General features: G+C 66.7%; 13 protein-coding genes. All 13 read left to right on the forward strand.

Annotated features, from left to right (window positions below):
- The first annotated feature begins 28 nt into the window (after positions 1-28).
- Entirely contained in the window at positions 29-709 is a 681-nt protein-coding gene (locus FO044_RS05560; RefSeq protein ID WP_132993703.1) for an ATP-dependent Clp protease proteolytic subunit, read from the forward strand.
- Between the two features lie 114 nt (positions 710-823).
- Positions 824-2,101 carry an ATP-dependent Clp protease ATP-binding subunit ClpX gene (gene clpX, locus FO044_RS05565; protein WP_132993702.1) on the forward strand — a complete coding sequence of 426 codons (1,278 nt, stop codon included), beginning with the start codon at positions 824-826 and terminating at the stop codon, positions 2,099-2,101.
- A gap of 79 nt (positions 2,102-2,180) precedes the next feature.
- On the forward strand, positions 2,181-2,786 hold the full coding sequence (gene mobA / locus FO044_RS05570) for a molybdenum cofactor guanylyltransferase (protein WP_143965401.1): 606 nt from the start codon (positions 2,181-2,183) through the stop codon (positions 2,784-2,786).
- Positions 2,787-2,795: 9 nt separating this feature from the next.
- Entirely contained in the window at positions 2,796-5,450 is a 2,655-nt protein-coding gene (locus FO044_RS05575; RefSeq protein WP_143965402.1) for a valine--tRNA ligase, read from the forward strand.
- Entirely contained in the window at positions 5,450-6,859 is a 1,410-nt protein-coding gene (gene folC, locus FO044_RS05580) for a bifunctional tetrahydrofolate synthase/dihydrofolate synthase (protein ID WP_143965403.1), read from the forward strand. Before FO044_RS05575 ends, folC begins: the two co-directional genes overlap by 1 nt.
- Positions 6,856-7,242 (forward strand): DUF4233 domain-containing protein, encoded by a 387-nt coding sequence (locus FO044_RS05585; RefSeq protein ID WP_143965404.1) that lies wholly within the window; start codon positions 6,856-6,858, stop codon positions 7,240-7,242. Before folC ends, FO044_RS05585 begins: the two co-directional genes overlap by 4 nt.
- A gap of 83 nt (positions 7,243-7,325) precedes the next feature.
- On the forward strand, positions 7,326-7,772 hold the full coding sequence (locus FO044_RS05590) for a hypothetical protein (protein ID WP_132993697.1): 447 nt from the start codon (positions 7,326-7,328) through the stop codon (positions 7,770-7,772).
- A gap of 36 nt (positions 7,773-7,808) precedes the next feature.
- The gene (gene ndk / locus FO044_RS05595) at positions 7,809-8,225 is read left to right on the forward strand and encodes a nucleoside-diphosphate kinase (protein WP_132993696.1); all 417 of its coding nucleotides are present in this window, start codon (positions 7,809-7,811) and stop codon (positions 8,223-8,225) included.
- A gap of 323 nt (positions 8,226-8,548) precedes the next feature.
- Positions 8,549-11,716 (forward strand): translation initiation factor IF-2 N-terminal domain-containing protein, encoded by a 3,168-nt coding sequence (locus FO044_RS05600; protein ID WP_143965405.1) that lies wholly within the window; start codon positions 8,549-8,551, stop codon positions 11,714-11,716.
- 202 nt (positions 11,717-11,918) lie between these two features.
- On the forward strand, positions 11,919-12,230 hold the full coding sequence (gene rplU, locus FO044_RS05605) for a 50S ribosomal protein L21 (protein ID WP_132993694.1): 312 nt from the start codon (positions 11,919-11,921) through the stop codon (positions 12,228-12,230).
- A gap of 32 nt (positions 12,231-12,262) precedes the next feature.
- Positions 12,263-12,526 carry a 50S ribosomal protein L27 gene (rpmA, locus tag FO044_RS05610; RefSeq protein ID WP_132993693.1) on the forward strand — a complete coding sequence of 88 codons (264 nt, stop codon included), beginning with the start codon at positions 12,263-12,265 and terminating at the stop codon, positions 12,524-12,526.
- Between the two features lie 138 nt (positions 12,527-12,664).
- Positions 12,665-14,149, forward strand: a complete 1,485-nt coding sequence (gene obgE, locus FO044_RS05615) for a GTPase ObgE (protein ID WP_132993824.1) — start codon at positions 12,665-12,667, stop codon at positions 14,147-14,149.
- Positions 14,142-15,257, forward strand: a complete 1,116-nt coding sequence (gene proB, locus FO044_RS05620; protein WP_143965406.1) for a glutamate 5-kinase — start codon at positions 14,142-14,144, stop codon at positions 15,255-15,257. The genes obgE and proB overlap by 8 nt, the downstream gene beginning before the upstream one ends.
- Positions 15,258-15,305 lie beyond the last annotated feature (48 nt).

A 15,305-nucleotide genomic window follows, 5' to 3' on the forward strand; every position in this document is an offset into this window, starting at 1 on the left:
ACACATCTTCACCGGTTACGGAGAAAACATGAACAACTCGCTTCCCGCCGAAGTGCGCGCGGGCATCCCGGACGCGGCGCTCGCGCTCAAGAGCATCCAGGCTCGTTACATCCTCCCGAGTTTCATCGAGAACACCCCGAACGGACAGCGTCAGTACGATCCGTACGCGAAGCTGTTCGAGGAGCGGATCGTGTTCGTCGGCACGCCGATCGACCAGACCGTCGCGAACGACGTGATGGCGCAGCTGCTGGTTCTGGAGAGCCAGGACCCGGACCGTGACATCACTATGTACGTCAACTCGCCGGGTGGCAGCGTGCCCGACATGCTCGCCATCTACGACACGATGCAGTACGTCCACTGCGACGTCGTCACCGTGTGCCTGGGCGAGGCTGCGTCGGCAGCGGCGATCCTGCTGGCCGGCGGCACGCCGGGTAAGCGGGCGGCCCTGCCGAACGCGACCGTGCTGATCCACCAGCCGCGCACCGGCGGTGCCTACCAGGGGCAGGTGTCCGACCTCGAGATCCAGGCGGCCGAGATCGAGCGCATCCGGAAGCGCCTCGACGACATTCTGGCGTTCCACACGGGACAGGATGCGGAGACGATCCGCAAGGACACCGACCGCGACAACATTCTGACGGCGGAGGACGCCAAGGAGTACGGCCTCATCGACGAGGTCTTCGACTACCGCAAGAAGTCCGCGCGCCGGTAGCCACGGCGACGTTCGCTGTTCAATCTCCGAGACTGCCGTGTTCGGTTCGTCGAGGACACGAAGCGCGGGTACCGTTCATGGTGACGCGTGTCACGAGAAAGTAGGTGTGGCCACATGGCGCGAATGGGAGACGGCGGTGACCTCCTCAAGTGCTCCTTCTGCGGAAAGAGTCAGAAGCAGGTCAAGAAGCTCATCGCTGGGCCGGGTGTCTACATCTGTGATGAGTGCATCGACCTGTGCAACGAGATCATCGAGGAAGAGCTCGCGGAGACCAGCGGTGATGTGAAGCTCGACGAGCTTCCCAAGCCCGCCGAGATCCGGGACTTCCTGGACAACTACGTGGTGGGGCAGGACACGGCCAAGCGGACGCTGGCCGTCGCGGTCTACAACCACTACAAGCGCATCCAAGCGGGGGAGAAGAAGGACCGCGCGGGTGAGATCGTGGAGCTCGCGAAGTCGAACATCCTGATGCTCGGCCCGACCGGTTGCGGCAAGACGTACCTTGCGCAGACGCTCGCGAAGATGCTCAACGTGCCGTTCGCCATCGCGGACGCCACTGCGCTCACCGAGGCCGGCTACGTGGGTGAGGACGTCGAGAACATCCTGCTGAAGCTGATCCAGGCGGCGGATTACGACGTCAAGCGCGCGGAGACCGGGATCATCTACATCGACGAGGTCGATAAGGTCGCTCGCAAGAGCGAGAACCCGTCGATCACCCGCGATGTGTCGGGTGAGGGCGTGCAGCAGGCGCTGCTCAAGATCCTGGAGGGCACCCAGGCCAGCGTTCCGCCGCAGGGCGGTCGCAAGCACCCGCACCAGGAGTTCATTCAACTCGACACGACCAACGTCCTGTTCATTGTGGCCGGGGCGTTCGCGGGCCTGGAGAAGGTGGTCGCCGAGCGGATCGGCAAGCGCGGCATCGGATTCGGGAACGATGTGACGAGCAAGAACGACGTCGACACGACGGACCACTTCGCCGAGGTGATGCCCGAGGATCTGATCAAGTTCGGTCTGATTCCGGAGTTCATCGGCCGGCTGCCGATGGTCGCCTCGGTGCGGAACCTGGACAAGGAGGCGCTCGTCTCCATCCTGTCGGAGCCGAAAAACGCGTTGGTGAAGCAGTACACCAAGCTGTTCGACATGGACAACGTCGAGCTGGAGTTCACTCAGGACGCGCTCGAGGCGATCGCCGACCAGGCGATCCATCGGGGTACCGGTGCGCGTGGTCTCCGGTCGATCATGGAGGAAGTCCTCCTGCCCGTCATGTACGACATCCCGAGTCGTGACGACGTCGCCAAGGTCGTCGTCAACGGCGAGACCGTGAGCGACAACGTGCTGCCGACCGTCGTCCCGCGTAAGGATGACGGTTCACAGGCGGAGAAGTCCGCCTGATCGGCTGATCGAGTAATACCGCATGCGGCTCCCGCGCCATTCCGGCGCGGGAGCCGCTCGCGTTGGCCACACTGGGTGCATGAGCAACGACGGAGCAGTCGCCGGAATCGTCCTCGCGGGCGGAAGATCTCGCCGAATGGGAGAGGACAAAGCCGCCCTCGAATGGGAGGGGGTGTCGATGCTCACCCGCATCACGGATGCGATCAGTGCGCGGTGCGCACCGGTGTTCGTCGCCGCGCCGGCAGCGTCGCAGGCCTACACGACGCTGGCGGACGGCTCCCCGCTCCACTGGGTGACCGACGAGGCCGAGGACTCGGGGCCGCTCGGCGGGCTGGTGGCCGGACTCCGTGCGGCCGCGGACGCGGGCGTGGAGGTCGCCTTCGTGTGCGCCACCGATATGCCGCTCGTGCAGGCCGGTCTGGTCGACGAACTGCTCGCAGGCCTCACTCCGTCGACCGATGCGGTCATCGCCCGTGACGGCCAGCGGGATCACCCGCTCGCGGGCGTCTATCGCACGAGTGCGGCGGACGCGCTGTCGTCGCTGGTAGACGCGGGAGAGTTGCGGATGGTCGCGGCTGTGGAGGCGGTCGTCACCCGGCGCATCGGGGTCAGTGACGAGGACTGGCTGACCAATGTCGACGCCCCGGAGGACCTGCACCGCTTGCACGCTTCGCGCGTTACCTAAGATCGAGGGGTGAGCAATCCCGAGCTGACCAACGCCCTCCCCAGATCCTGGGACCCGTCCGAGCACGAAGCCGCCCTCTACCAGCGCTGGGTGGACGCCGGATACTTCACTGCCGACGCGACGAGCGACAAGCCCGGATACTCGGTGGTGCTGCCTCCGCCGAACGTGACCGGTTCGCTGCACATGGGGCATGCGCTCGACCACACGCTGATGGACACCCTGACGCGCCGCAAGCGCATGCAGGGGTTCGAGGTGCTGTGGCTCCCGGGTATGGACCACGCGGGGATCGCGACCCAGACGATCGTCGAGAAGCAGTTGGCAGCGGAGGGAACCAGCCGCGAGGAACTCGGTCGTGAGGCGTTCATCGAGCGCGTGTGGAAGTGGAAGGCCGAGTCGGGCGGCACCATCCAGGGGCAGATGCGGCGTCTGGGCGACGGCGTCGACTGGAGTCGCGACCGGTTCACCATGGACGAGGGATTGTCCCGCGCCGTGCAGACCATCTTCAAGAAGCTGTTCGACGACGGACTCATCTACCGCGCCGAGCGTCTGGTCAACTGGTCGCCCGCCCAGCAGACCGCCATCTCCGACATCGAGGTCAAGTACGAGGACGTCGAGGGTGAGCTCGTGTCGTTCCGCTACGGTTCGCTCGATGACGCGCAGCCCCACATCGTGGTCGCCACGACGCGCATGGAGACGATGCTCGGGGATACGGCGATCGCCGTGCACCCGGACGACGAGCGGTACCGCGATCTGATCGGCACCGAACTGGAGCACCCGTTCCTCGACCGGAAGATCCCGGTGATCGCCGACGGCTACGTCGATCCCGAATTCGGATCGGGCGCAGTCAAGATCACTCCGGCGCACGATCCGAACGACTTCGCGATCGGCCAGCGTCACGGCCTGCCGATGATCACGATCATGGACGAGGTCGCCACCGTCACCGGCACCGGAACGCAGTTCGACGGACTGGACCGCTTCGAGGCCCGGGTCGCGGTGCGGGAGGCGCTCGCGGAGCAGGGGCGCATCGTCAAGGAGGTACGCCCGTACCTGCACAGCGTCGGGCACTCCGAGCGGGCAGGCGAACCGATCGAGCCGCGGCTGTCGATGCAGTGGTGGGTCGACGTGTCGTCGCTTGCGAAGTCCGCGGGTGACGCCGTTCGCGGAGGCGACACCGTCATTCATCCGACGAGCCAGGAGCCGCGCTGGTTCGCGTGGGTCGACGACATGCACGACTGGACTATCTCGCGGCAGCTGTGGTGGGGGCACCGCATCCCGATCTGGTACGGGCCGGACGGCGAGGTCGAGTGCTTCGGACCGGACGAGACGGCGCCGGCGGGGTGGGAACAGGATTCCGATGTCCTGGACACGTGGTTCTCGTCCGGACTGTGGCCGTTCTCGACGATGGGCTGGCCGGACAAGACCGCCGAACTCGACAAGTTCTATCCGACGTCGGTGCTGGTGACCGGTTACGACATCCTGTTCTTCTGGGTCGCGCGGATGATGATGTTCGGCACGTACGTCGGCCGTCTCGACGACGGTGGGTTCGGTGGCCGCGTGGCGAAGGTGCCGTTCGCCGACGTGTTCCTGCACGGTCTGGTCCGGGACGAGCACGGCCGCAAGATGAGCAAGTCGAAGGGCAACGGCATCGACCCGCTCGACTGGGTCGAGCGGTTCGGCGCCGACGCGCTGCGCTTCACCCTCGCGCGCGGCGCGAATCCGGGAAGCGACATCTCCGTCGGCGAATCGCACGCGCAGAGTTCACGGAACTTCGCCACCAAGCTGTTCAATGCCACCAAATTCGCCTTGATGAACGGTGCCCGGGTCGGGGAGCTGCCCGATCGTGCCGAGCTCACCGTCCCCGATCGCTGGATCCTGGGGCGGCTGGACGAGGTGCTCGCGGACGTCGACTCCGGATTCGAGAGCTACGAGTTCTCCAAAGCGTGCGAGGCGCTTTACCACTTCGCCTGGGACGAGGTCTGCGACTGGTACCTGGAACTGTCGAAGGTCCAGGTGGCCGACGGGGGCACTCGCGCCGAGATGACCGCGTTGGTGCTGGGAACCGTGCTCGACAAGCTGCTGCGCGCATTGTCTCCGGTGATGCCGTTCGTGACCGAGGTGCTGTGGACGACTCTCACCGGCGCCGAGTCCGCGGTGATCGCCGAGTGGCCCGCGCCTTCGGGCGTCCAGCCCGATTCGACGGCGGCGCAGCGCATCGAGGATCTGCAGAAGCTGATCACCGAGGTGCGCCGTTTCCGCAGCGACCAGGGACTCAAGCCGGGGCAGCGCGTCACGGCGACCGTCGACGGCCTGCCGGAGGCGGGTCTCGCCGAGCTGCGCGGTCAGCTGGATTCACTGGCACGGCTCGAGCCCGCCGAGGCGGGGTTCGCGGCCACGGCGACCGTCGAGGTGCGGTTGTCGTCGGGCACCGCGACCGTTGCCATCGACACGTCGGGAACCGTCGACGTCGAGGCCGAGCGCAAGCGTGCCGCCAAGGATCTGGCTGCGGCCGAGAAGGAACTCGCGGGCACGTCGGGCAAACTCGGTAACCAGCAGTTCCTCTCGAAGGCGCCCGACGCCGTCGTGGAGAAGATCAAGTCCCGGCGCGATCTCGCACAGGCCGAGGTGGAAAGGCTCAAGTCCAAGCTCGAAGGGCTGGGTGCCTGATGAGCTCGGTGCGCCCGTCATCGCCCGAGGACCTCGCCGAGCTCGCAGCCGTCGAGGTCGAGCTCGACACGCGCTGGCCGGAGACGAAGATCGAGCCTTCGCTGACCCGGATCAACGCGCTGCTCGAACTCCTCGGCAGCCCGCAGAACGCGTATCCGGCGATTCACGTCGCAGGCACCAACGGCAAGACCTCGGTGACGCGGATGATCGATTCGCTGCTCCGCGCCTTCCACCGCCGCACCGGGCGGATCACCAGCCCGCACCTGCAGTCGGTGACCGAGCGGATCGCGATCGACGGCGAGCCCATCTCACCGAGACTGTACGTCGACACCTACCGTGAGCTGGAACCGTTCATCACCATGGTCGACGACTCGTCGACGGCGCACGGTGGCCCCCGGATGAGCAAGTTCGAGGTACTGACGGCGATCGCCTATGCGGCGTTCGCCGAGGCGCCCATCGAGGTGGCGGTGGTGGAGACCGGGATGGGCGGTCGCTGGGATGCGACCAATGTGATCGATTCGCAGGTCGCCGTCATCACTCCGATCGCGATGGACCATGCGGACTACCTCGGCGACACCTTGACGGCGATCGCGGGGGAGAAGGCCGGCATCATCAACGCGGGACCGGCGGATGCCGTGATTCCGAACGACCCGGTCACGGTCATCGCGCCCCAGGAACCCGAGGTGGCCGATGTGCTGCTGCGGGCGAGTGTCGATGCGGGGACCATCGTGGCCCGTCAGGACTCCGAGTTCACCGTCCTCGGCTCGGCTACCGCGGTGGGCGGGCAGATGCTCACCATCCAGGGTCTGGGCGGCGTGTACGACGAGGTGTTCCTCCCACTGCACGGCGGCCATCAGGCACAGAACGCCGCGCTCGCACTGGCCGCCGTCGAGGCGTTCTTCGGTGCCGGTGCTGACCGCAAGCTCGACCTGGACTCGGTGCGTGCCGGATTCGCCGAGGTGACGACACCGGGGCGTCTGGAGCGGCTGCGGAACGCACCGAGTGTGTTCGCCGACGCTGCACATAATCCGCACGGTGCGCGGGCCCTCGTGCGTGCGTTGACGGACGAATTCGACTTCCGGCGGCTCATCGGGGTGGTCGGCGTGCTCGCCGACAAGGATGCACGCGGACTTCTCGCCGAACTCGAACCGGTCCTAGACGTCGTGGTGCTGACGAACAACGGCTCTCCTCGCGCCATGGACACCGAGGCCCTCGCGGACGTGGCACGTCCGATCTTCGGTGAGGACCGGGTCGTGATCGAGCCGTTCCTGCCCGACGCCGTCGAGGCCGCCATCGGCCTCGCCGAGGAGAGCGAGAGCGGCACTGTATCGGGTGCCGGCGTGATCATCACCGGATCGGTCGTCACGGCCGGTGCCGGCCGCACACTGTTCGCAAAGGACCCGTCATGACCGGCCAGATCAACCCGCCAGCGACCGATCCGTGGAAGGGCTTCCGCGGCGTGATGGCAGGCACCCTGATTCTGGAGGTGATCGTGGTGCTGCTGGCCTTCCCGATCGTCGCCCGGCTGGGCGGGGGAGTCACCTGGGCGTCGGGCCTGTTCCTGGGCGTGATGACGCTGATCTTCATCGTCGCGTCCGGCAAGTGCGGACGGCAGCACGCGCTACCGGTGATCCTGGGGCTGCAGGTGGTGTTGATCGCCGGTGGAGTGTTCCATTGGTCGATCGCCGTGATCGGCGTGATCTTCCTGTGCGTTTGGTGCTACATCGGCTACTTCGGGCGCGACGTGGCGCGACGGATCGAGAAGGGGCAGCTGCCCAGTCAGCAGCAGTAGAGTCGCGGATCGCCCGGTACCGTCAGTTACACTCGGGATTCGTCGAGCCGCTCAACTCCGAGTGGCCAGGAGGAGTGTGCTCAATGGGTTTGCGTCGTATCGCTGCGGGAGCCGTTCCGCTCGTCACACTGAGCGCTGCGCTGGTGATTCCGCTGGTTGCTCCGGCGACCGCGAACGCGGTACCGACCGAGTCGACACCCAGTACCTCGACACCCAGCACGTCCGAGGTGAAGGTGGAACCCAACGCGCCGATGCCGGTCGCAGACGGAGCTATCGGGTACACGGCGACGCCGCAGAGCACGCGTTGGCTTGCCGACCGCAAGCCGGAGGACGTGATCTCGAACCTTCCGTCACCGCCTACCGATCGGAAGTCGAACGAGCAGATGGCCGAGTACCTCGGCCTCGAACTCGATGCGGCGGTTGAGAATCCGGGTGCGTGTCTGCAGGTCATCGTGAACCCGCCGCTCGAGCAGGGCGGCATGTTCAACTACGGGTTCTTCGCCGTCGAACGCGAATACTGCCCCCGCTGACGCGTCAGGATCCCGCCGAGTCGTTACAGTGTGCTGGTGACTGAACAGACTCTCGTACTCATCAAGCCCGACGGTGTGCAGCGCGGCGTCATCGGCGACATCATCTCCCGGATCGAGCGCAAGGGCCTGACCCTGGCGGCACTCGAACTGCGGACGGTGTCGGCCGAACTCGCCGGCGAGCACTACGCCGAACATGCTGAGCGTCCCTTCTACGGTTCGCTCCTGGAATTCATCACCTCCGGACCGGTCGTTGCGGCCGTCGTCGAAGGTCCCCGCGCGATCGCTGCATTCCGTCAGCTCGCCGGCGGCACCGATCCGGTCGACAAGGCGACACCGGGCACCATTCGCGGTGACCTGGGACTGGAGACCCAGTTCAACCTCGTGCACGGCTCGGACTCTCCCGAGTCGGCAGCCCGCGAGATCGGGCTCTGGTTTCCCTCGCTGAGCTCCTGATTCACTTCCCTCGCGACGCGGCGCGTGAGGGCGATTTCCAGTGGAGTGCGGTTCACGGCCGCACGTGTGGGATACTTGAAAAGGTTCGCGGCGTCACGCTTTGATTCCGAGGACTCGGCGGAAGGCTCACGACCCGCCCGCGTCCCGTGTGACCTCACAAGGTCCGGGAGTGCGGTGGTCGTGAGGGGACCGTCACAGCAAGGCGTCGATCGCAGACGCGAAGACCACACAACACCCGGCCGTAACGGCCGGCACACATTGGGAAGGCCCTCGCGTGGCCGCGTCGTTCAATGCGACGCGCCCGGGGGTCTCGAGGAGACCACGTGACCGATAACGGGTCGCCGGAGAACGCCGAATCGGCGAACCTCACGGCGGAACAATTTCCCCTTCGACTCCGCGTGCACGCATTAGCCCGAATGCTGGGTTCCACCAGCCGGGACGTGCTCACGCATCTCGGAGAGATGGGGGTGACTGCGCGAACCGCGCAGTCATCCATTTCGCGCGATGACGCATTCGCCGTCGCACAGCGACTCGGTGGGCCGGTTGAGACCCCGCAAGCCGAGAAGCCGAAGGCCGAGACGCCGCACGTTGAGAAGCCGGCGAGTGCGGCGAGTGCTGCGTCTCCGTCGCTCTTCTCAGCGGTGGAGACCGTCGAGCCCACTTCGGCCTCCGCGCCCGACGACGCGGCTGCGCCGCTCTTCCTTGCTCCCGAAGCCGATGATTCGAAGGCCAAGGGGAACACCAGCAGGAACAAGGGGCAGAAGGCCAAGCCCGCGGAGACCGAGCCTGCGGAGAACAAGCCCGCGGAGACCGAGTCCGCAGAGAACAAGTCTGCGAAGACCGAGTCTGCAGAGAACCGGTCCGCTGAGAAAAGCGTCGACAAGCCTGCCGATCCGACGCCCGCCGATGAGTCGGGCGGTGACGATAACGGCGGCAACGACGGTAATGACGGTGGAGACTCCCGTGCACGTCGTCGGCGCCGTGGCCGCCGTGGCCGCGGTCGTGGTCGTGGCGATCAGAACGACGGCGACCAGAACAGCAGCGACCAGAGCGGCAGCGACCACAACAGCAGCGACCAGAGCGGCAGCGACCAGAGCGCTGAGGGCACGGACGGCGACGCCAAGAAGGACGACGCCAAGGGCGCAGGCAAGAACGGTCAGCACAAGAACGACCAGGGCAAGAACGACCAGGGCAAGAACGGTCAGAACCAGAAGTCCGGCGAGAACGCGACTGAGAGTAAGTCCGACGACAAGTCCGACTCGGAATCCGGTTCCGATGACTCAGGAGACTCGTCGAACGACTCCGTTCCGACGAGCAAGCGCCGTCGGCGTCGCCGTCGTCGACGTGGTGGCGGAGATGGCGATGACCAGACTTCGGACGATCCGCCGAACACCGTCGTTCACGAACGCGAGCCGCGCGCCAAGCGAGCGCGTGACGAGGTTCAGGGCATCTCCGGATCGACGAGGCTGGAGGCCAAGCGCCAGCGCCGTCGCGACGGGCGCGATGCGGGCCGCCGCCGTCCGCCCATCCTGACCGAGTCTGAGTTCCTGGCACGCCGCGAATCCGTCGAACGTGTGATGGTGGTGCGCGAGCGCAGCGCCAACGGCTCCATGACCTCCCACGAGCACGATGCACCGACCGAGGACTACACGCAGGTCGCGGTCGTCGAAGACGGAGTGCTCGTGGAGCACTTCGTGACCACCGAGACCTCGCAGTCGATGGTCGGCAACATCTACCTGGGCCGCGTGCAGAACGTGCTGCCCGGTATGGAGGCGGCGTTCGTCGACATCGGCCGTGGCCGGAACGGCGTTCTGTACGCAGGCGAGGTCAACTGGGAGGCTGCGGGCCTCGACGGACGGTCCCGGAAGATCGAACAGGCGCTCAAGCCGGGCGACAGCGTGCTGGTTCAGGTCAGCAAGGACCCCGTCGGTCACAAGGGTGCGCGTCTCACCACGCAGATCTCGCTCGCGGGCCGGTACCTCGTGTACGTCCCGGGCGGATCGTCGACGGGCATCAGCCGCAAGCTGCCGGACACCGAGCGCAAGCGGCTCAAGCAGATCCTGTCGAAGGTGGTGCCCGACGGGGCGGGAGTGATCATCCGCACCGCGTCCGAAGGCGTCAGCGAGGAAGAGCTCGCGGCGGATGTCAAACGACTGGAAGCGCAGTGGAAGGGCATCGAGTCGTCCGCAGACGAGCACAAGGCCAAGGGTTCGGGCACTACTCGTGCACTGTACGAGGAGCCCGATCTGCTGGTCCGCGTCGTCCGCGACCTGTTCAATGAGGACTTCACCAAGCTGGTCGTCGAAGGCGGCAAAGCGTGGAAGCTGGTGTCCGGCTACGTCAAGGACGTCGCACCGGATCTGATGGAACGCGTCGACGAATTCAGCAAGGCGCATGCCGACGCACCGGATTCGTTCGCCGTGCACCGCATCGACGAGCAGCTCGCCAAGGCGCTCGACCGTAAGGTCTGGTTGCCGTCGGGCGGCACTCTCATCATCGAGCACACCGAGGCGATGACCGTCGTCGACGTCAACACCGGCAAGTTCACCGGGTCGGGCGGGAACCTCGAGGAGACCGTCACTCGCAACAACCTGGAGGCGGCCGAGGAGATCGTGCGGCAGATGCGTCTGCGCGACATCGGCGGCATGATCGTCGTCGACTTCATCGACATGGTGCTCGAGTCGAACCGTGATCTGGTGCTGCGCAGGCTCACCGAGGCGCTGGCGCGCGACCGCACCCGGCACCAGGTATCCGAGGTGACGTCCCTCGGGCTGGTCCAGATGACGCGCAAGCGTCTGGGTACAGGACTCCTCGAGGCGTTCTCCACCACCTGCACCGCATGTTCGGGTCGCGGCGTGATCGTGCATGCCAACCCTGTCGAGGTCCGCCCGTCCGACGACGGGTCGCGTGACTCCGGCGGTCGGCGCTCGCGTCGCAAGCGCGGTCGCGGCGATGCCGCCCCGGCTGCCTCGTCGGGCGGCGACCAGCGGTCGGAGCAGAAGACCGAATCGAAGGATGCGCAGAAGGCGGCGCCGCACAAGCCCGCAGCCGACCATCCGCTGTTCCGTGCGATGGCGCACCACGAAGAGGACGGCGAAGGCAAGGCTGTCGAGTCGAAGCCTGCGGAAACCAAGCGTGCCGAGACCAAACCTGTTGAGCCCAAGGCTGGTGAGACCAAGCCTGTTGAGACCAAGGCTGCCGAGACTAAGGCTGCCGAGCCCAAGGCTGCGGAATCCAAGGCTGCGGAATCCAAGCATGCGGAACCCGAACCTGCCGAGCCGGTCGTCAAGACGACCCCGCGCCGTCGTCGCGCGGTGCGGCGCCCCGCAGCACCGACTGCGGTGGTGCCCGAGGCGGTCACCGTGGAGCAGAACACGGAACCGGTCACGACGGTCGCTGCACCGTCCGCCGAACCCGCTGTCACGGTCACGCGCACACCGCGTCGGCGCAGCGGGCGGCGGGCGGCGGGAGCCCCGCCGACCAGCGAGTAGGGCCGGTCGAGGCCGGTTTGACCTTGCAGGCTGCGGTCCCGTAGCCTTGACAGGTCGCCCTCCGCAGACGCGTGCTGGGTTGCGCGCTGTGCGCGGAGGTGGTGTCGGAGATCTCTTCGATGTCAGAGCACAACAAACATTCGCCGATGTGCAGGAATGGCCTGCGGTATCGGCCCGATGAGACGAGTAAGAGGACAGCGGGATGGCAACGTACGCGATCGTCAAGACCGGCGGTAAGCAGTACAAGGTCGCCGAAGGCGACATTGTGAAGGTTGAGAAGATCGACGCGGAGCAGGGCAGCTCGGTTCAGCTGCCGGTCGCGCTGGTCGTCGACGGCGCAAACTTGACCACCGACGCGGACAAGCTGTCCAGCGTCTCGGTCGATGCCGAGATTCTCGAGCACGTGAAGGGCCCGAAGATCCGCATTCACAAGTACAAGAACAAGACCGGCTACCACAAGCGTCAGGGTCACCGTCAGCGTCTGACGGTCCTGCGGGTCACCGGCATCAAGTAGTTCGATCGTAAAGTTCTCAGGAGGACAGCAAGATGGCACATAAGAAGGGTGCATCCAGCTCGCGTAACGGTCGCGACTCTAATGCCCAGCGACTCGGCGTCAAGCGCTTCGGCGGCCAGCAGGTCAGCGCAGGCGAGATCCTGGTCCGCCAGCGCGGAACCAAGTTCCACCCGGGCGTCAACGTCGGCCGTGGTGGCGACGACACCCTGTTCGCTCTCGAGTCGGGTGCTGTGGAGTTCGGCAGCAAGCGCGGCAAGAAGACCGTGAACATCGTTCCGGAGTCGGCCTCGGTCTGACTCGGTTCGAACGGGTAACTCAGCTTTAACAGAGCGGGCCGGGGTCATCGTGATCCCCGGCCCGCTTTCTGCATTCACACGGTGTACTGATGAAGACGGTGCACTGATGGACACGGTGCACTGATGAAAGGAGACGCCATGTCGCGCTTCGTCGACCGCGTCACGATCGAAGTGGCCGCCGGCAACGGCGGACACGGCTGCACGTCTGTGCACCGCGAGAAGTTCAAACCGCTCGGCGGCCCCGACGGCGGTAACGGCGGTAACGGCGGTGACGTCCGCCTCATCGTCGATCCGCAGGTGCATACGCTGCTGGACTTCCATTTCCGGCCGCATGCGCGGGGAACCAACGGGCGGCCCGGAGCGGGCGGAAACCGAAGTGGGGCCAACGGAGACGAACTCGTCCTCGGCGTTCCGGACGGCACCGTGGTCCTCGATGACCGGGGATCGATCGTCGCCGACATGGTCGGTGCTGGCACCGAGTTCGTGGCGGCCCAGGGAGGTCGAGGCGGACTGGGTAACGCAGCGCTCGCATCCCGGGCGCGGAAGGCCCCTGGTTTCGCGTTGCTCGGTGAGCCCGGCGAGGAACGGTCTCTGGTTCTGGAGCTCAAGTCGGTCGCCGACGTCGGACTGGTCGGCTTCCCCTCTGCGGGTAAGTCATCGCTCGTGTCGGTCCTGTCGGCGGCGAAGCCGAAGATCGCCGATTACCCGTTCACCACTCTCACGCCGAACCTCGGTGTGGTCACCGCGGGTGCGAACGTCTTCACCGTCGCCGACGTGCCCGGACTCATACCGGGTGCATCGGAGGGGCGAGGACTCGGGCTGGAGTTCCTCCGGCATCTCGAACGCTGCGCGGTGCTGGCGCATGTCGTCGACTGCGCGACGCTGGAGCCGGGACGCGATCCGCTCTCCGACATCGATGCGCTCGAAGCCGAGCTGGCGGCGTATCAGCCCGCACTCGACACCGACCACTCGCTCGGTGATCTCGCGAATCGGCCCCGAGTGGTCATCCTCAACAAGATCGACGTCCCGGAGGCTGCCGAGCTGGCCGACTTCGTCGAGGCCGACGTCGCCAAGCGCGGTTGGCAGGTGTTCCGGATCTCGGCCGTCGCCCATCAGGGGCTGTCCGAGCTGACGTACGCGCTCGCCGAACTGGTCGCGGCCTACCGCCGCGAGCACGACAAGCCCGTCGCACGGCGCGCTGTCATCCGGCCCAAGGCCGTCGACCACGGTGAGTTCACGGTGGATCCGGATCCCGGTATCGAAGGCGGATTCATCGTTCGCGGATCGCGTCCGGAGCGGTGGATCCGGCAGACCCAGTTCGACAACGACGAGGCCGTCGGCTACCTCGCCGACCGTCTCAACCGGCTCGGTGTGGAAGCCGCGCTGGTCAAGAAGGGCGCGCGGCCTGGTGCCGCCGTGACCATCGGTGCGGTGACGTTCGACTGGGAGCCTGCGGCGCCGACCGGCGACCAGGTGCCGGTCACCGGTCGCGGCACCGACGTCCGCCTGGAGCAGCACGATCGCATGGGTGCCGCCGAGCGCAAGGTGGCGCGATCGATGCGGCGCCAGCGCCCCGAAGACGATGCGGAGGAGACTCTCGGCTGGGAAGCCGGAGATGAGTGAGGTCCGGAACGCGATAGCCCACGCGCGCAGCATCGTCGTCAAGATCGGCTCGTCGGCCATCACGGATCTGGAGAACGGTCTCGACCACGGACGTCTCGACGCGCTGGTCGATGCCCTCGAGCACCGGATGAGTGCCGGCAGCGACGTGATCGTGGTGTCCTCGGGCGCAGTCGGCGCCGGCATCGCGCCGCTCGGTCTGCGTAAGCGTCCGAGCGACCTCGCCACCAAACAGGCGGCGGCGAGCGTCGGTCAACTGGAACTCGCCCACGCGTGGGGGACTTCCTTCCGGCGGTACCGGAGGGTGGTCGGCCAGGTCCTGCTGACGGCGGACGACGTCTCCGATCGCGCCCATCATGCGAACGCGCAGCGCACCCTCGATCGGCTGCGCGCGTTGCATGCGGTGGCCGTCGTCAACGAGAACGACACGGTCGCGACCAACGAGCTCCGGTTCGGCGACAACGACCGTCTCGCGGCTCTGGTGGCGCATCTGGCAGGCGCCGACGCTCTGGTGCTGCTATCCGATGTGGACGGGCTGTACACCGGTGATCCGCGGCGACCGGGACCGGACGGCCGTCCGGCCGAGATGATCGACCAGGTCGACGGACCGGAGGATCTGGACGGTGTGATCGCCGGTACCGGCGGATCGTTGGGGACCGGGGGCATGGCGTCGAAACTGGCCGCCGCGCGGCTGGCCTCCGATTCCGGTGTCCCCGTGTTGCTGGCCTCTGCTTCCGCGGCGGCCGCGGCGCTCGACGGCGCCTCGGTCGGCACGGTGTTCGCGGCCCGTGAGGTACGGCTGTCCGCACGGAAGTTCTGGGTGCGCCACGCGGCACAGTCGCACGGAAGTCTCGTACTCGACGACGGCGCGATCGACGCGGTGTGCAAGCGTCGCCGGTCCTTGCTGTCCGCAGGCGTCACCGCCGCTCATGGTGGCTTCTCCATCGGCGACGTCGTGGATCTCCTCGACGATGCGGGGCGGATTCGCGGGCGGGGAGTGGTGGCCTACGACGCCGACGATGCCGCGTGCATGATCGGACGGTCCACCGACGTTCTCCCGCCGGACCTGCGGCGCCCGCTGATCCACGCCGACGACCTCGTGATCGTCTGACCCGGCCGCGAGAGAGTTCGAGGGGCGCACCGGAATCCGGTGCGCCCC

Origin of the sequence: Gordonia zhaorongruii, assembly GCF_007559005.1 — a bacterium.
Taxonomy (GTDB): domain Bacteria; phylum Actinomycetota; class Actinomycetes; order Mycobacteriales; family Mycobacteriaceae; genus Gordonia; species Gordonia zhaorongruii.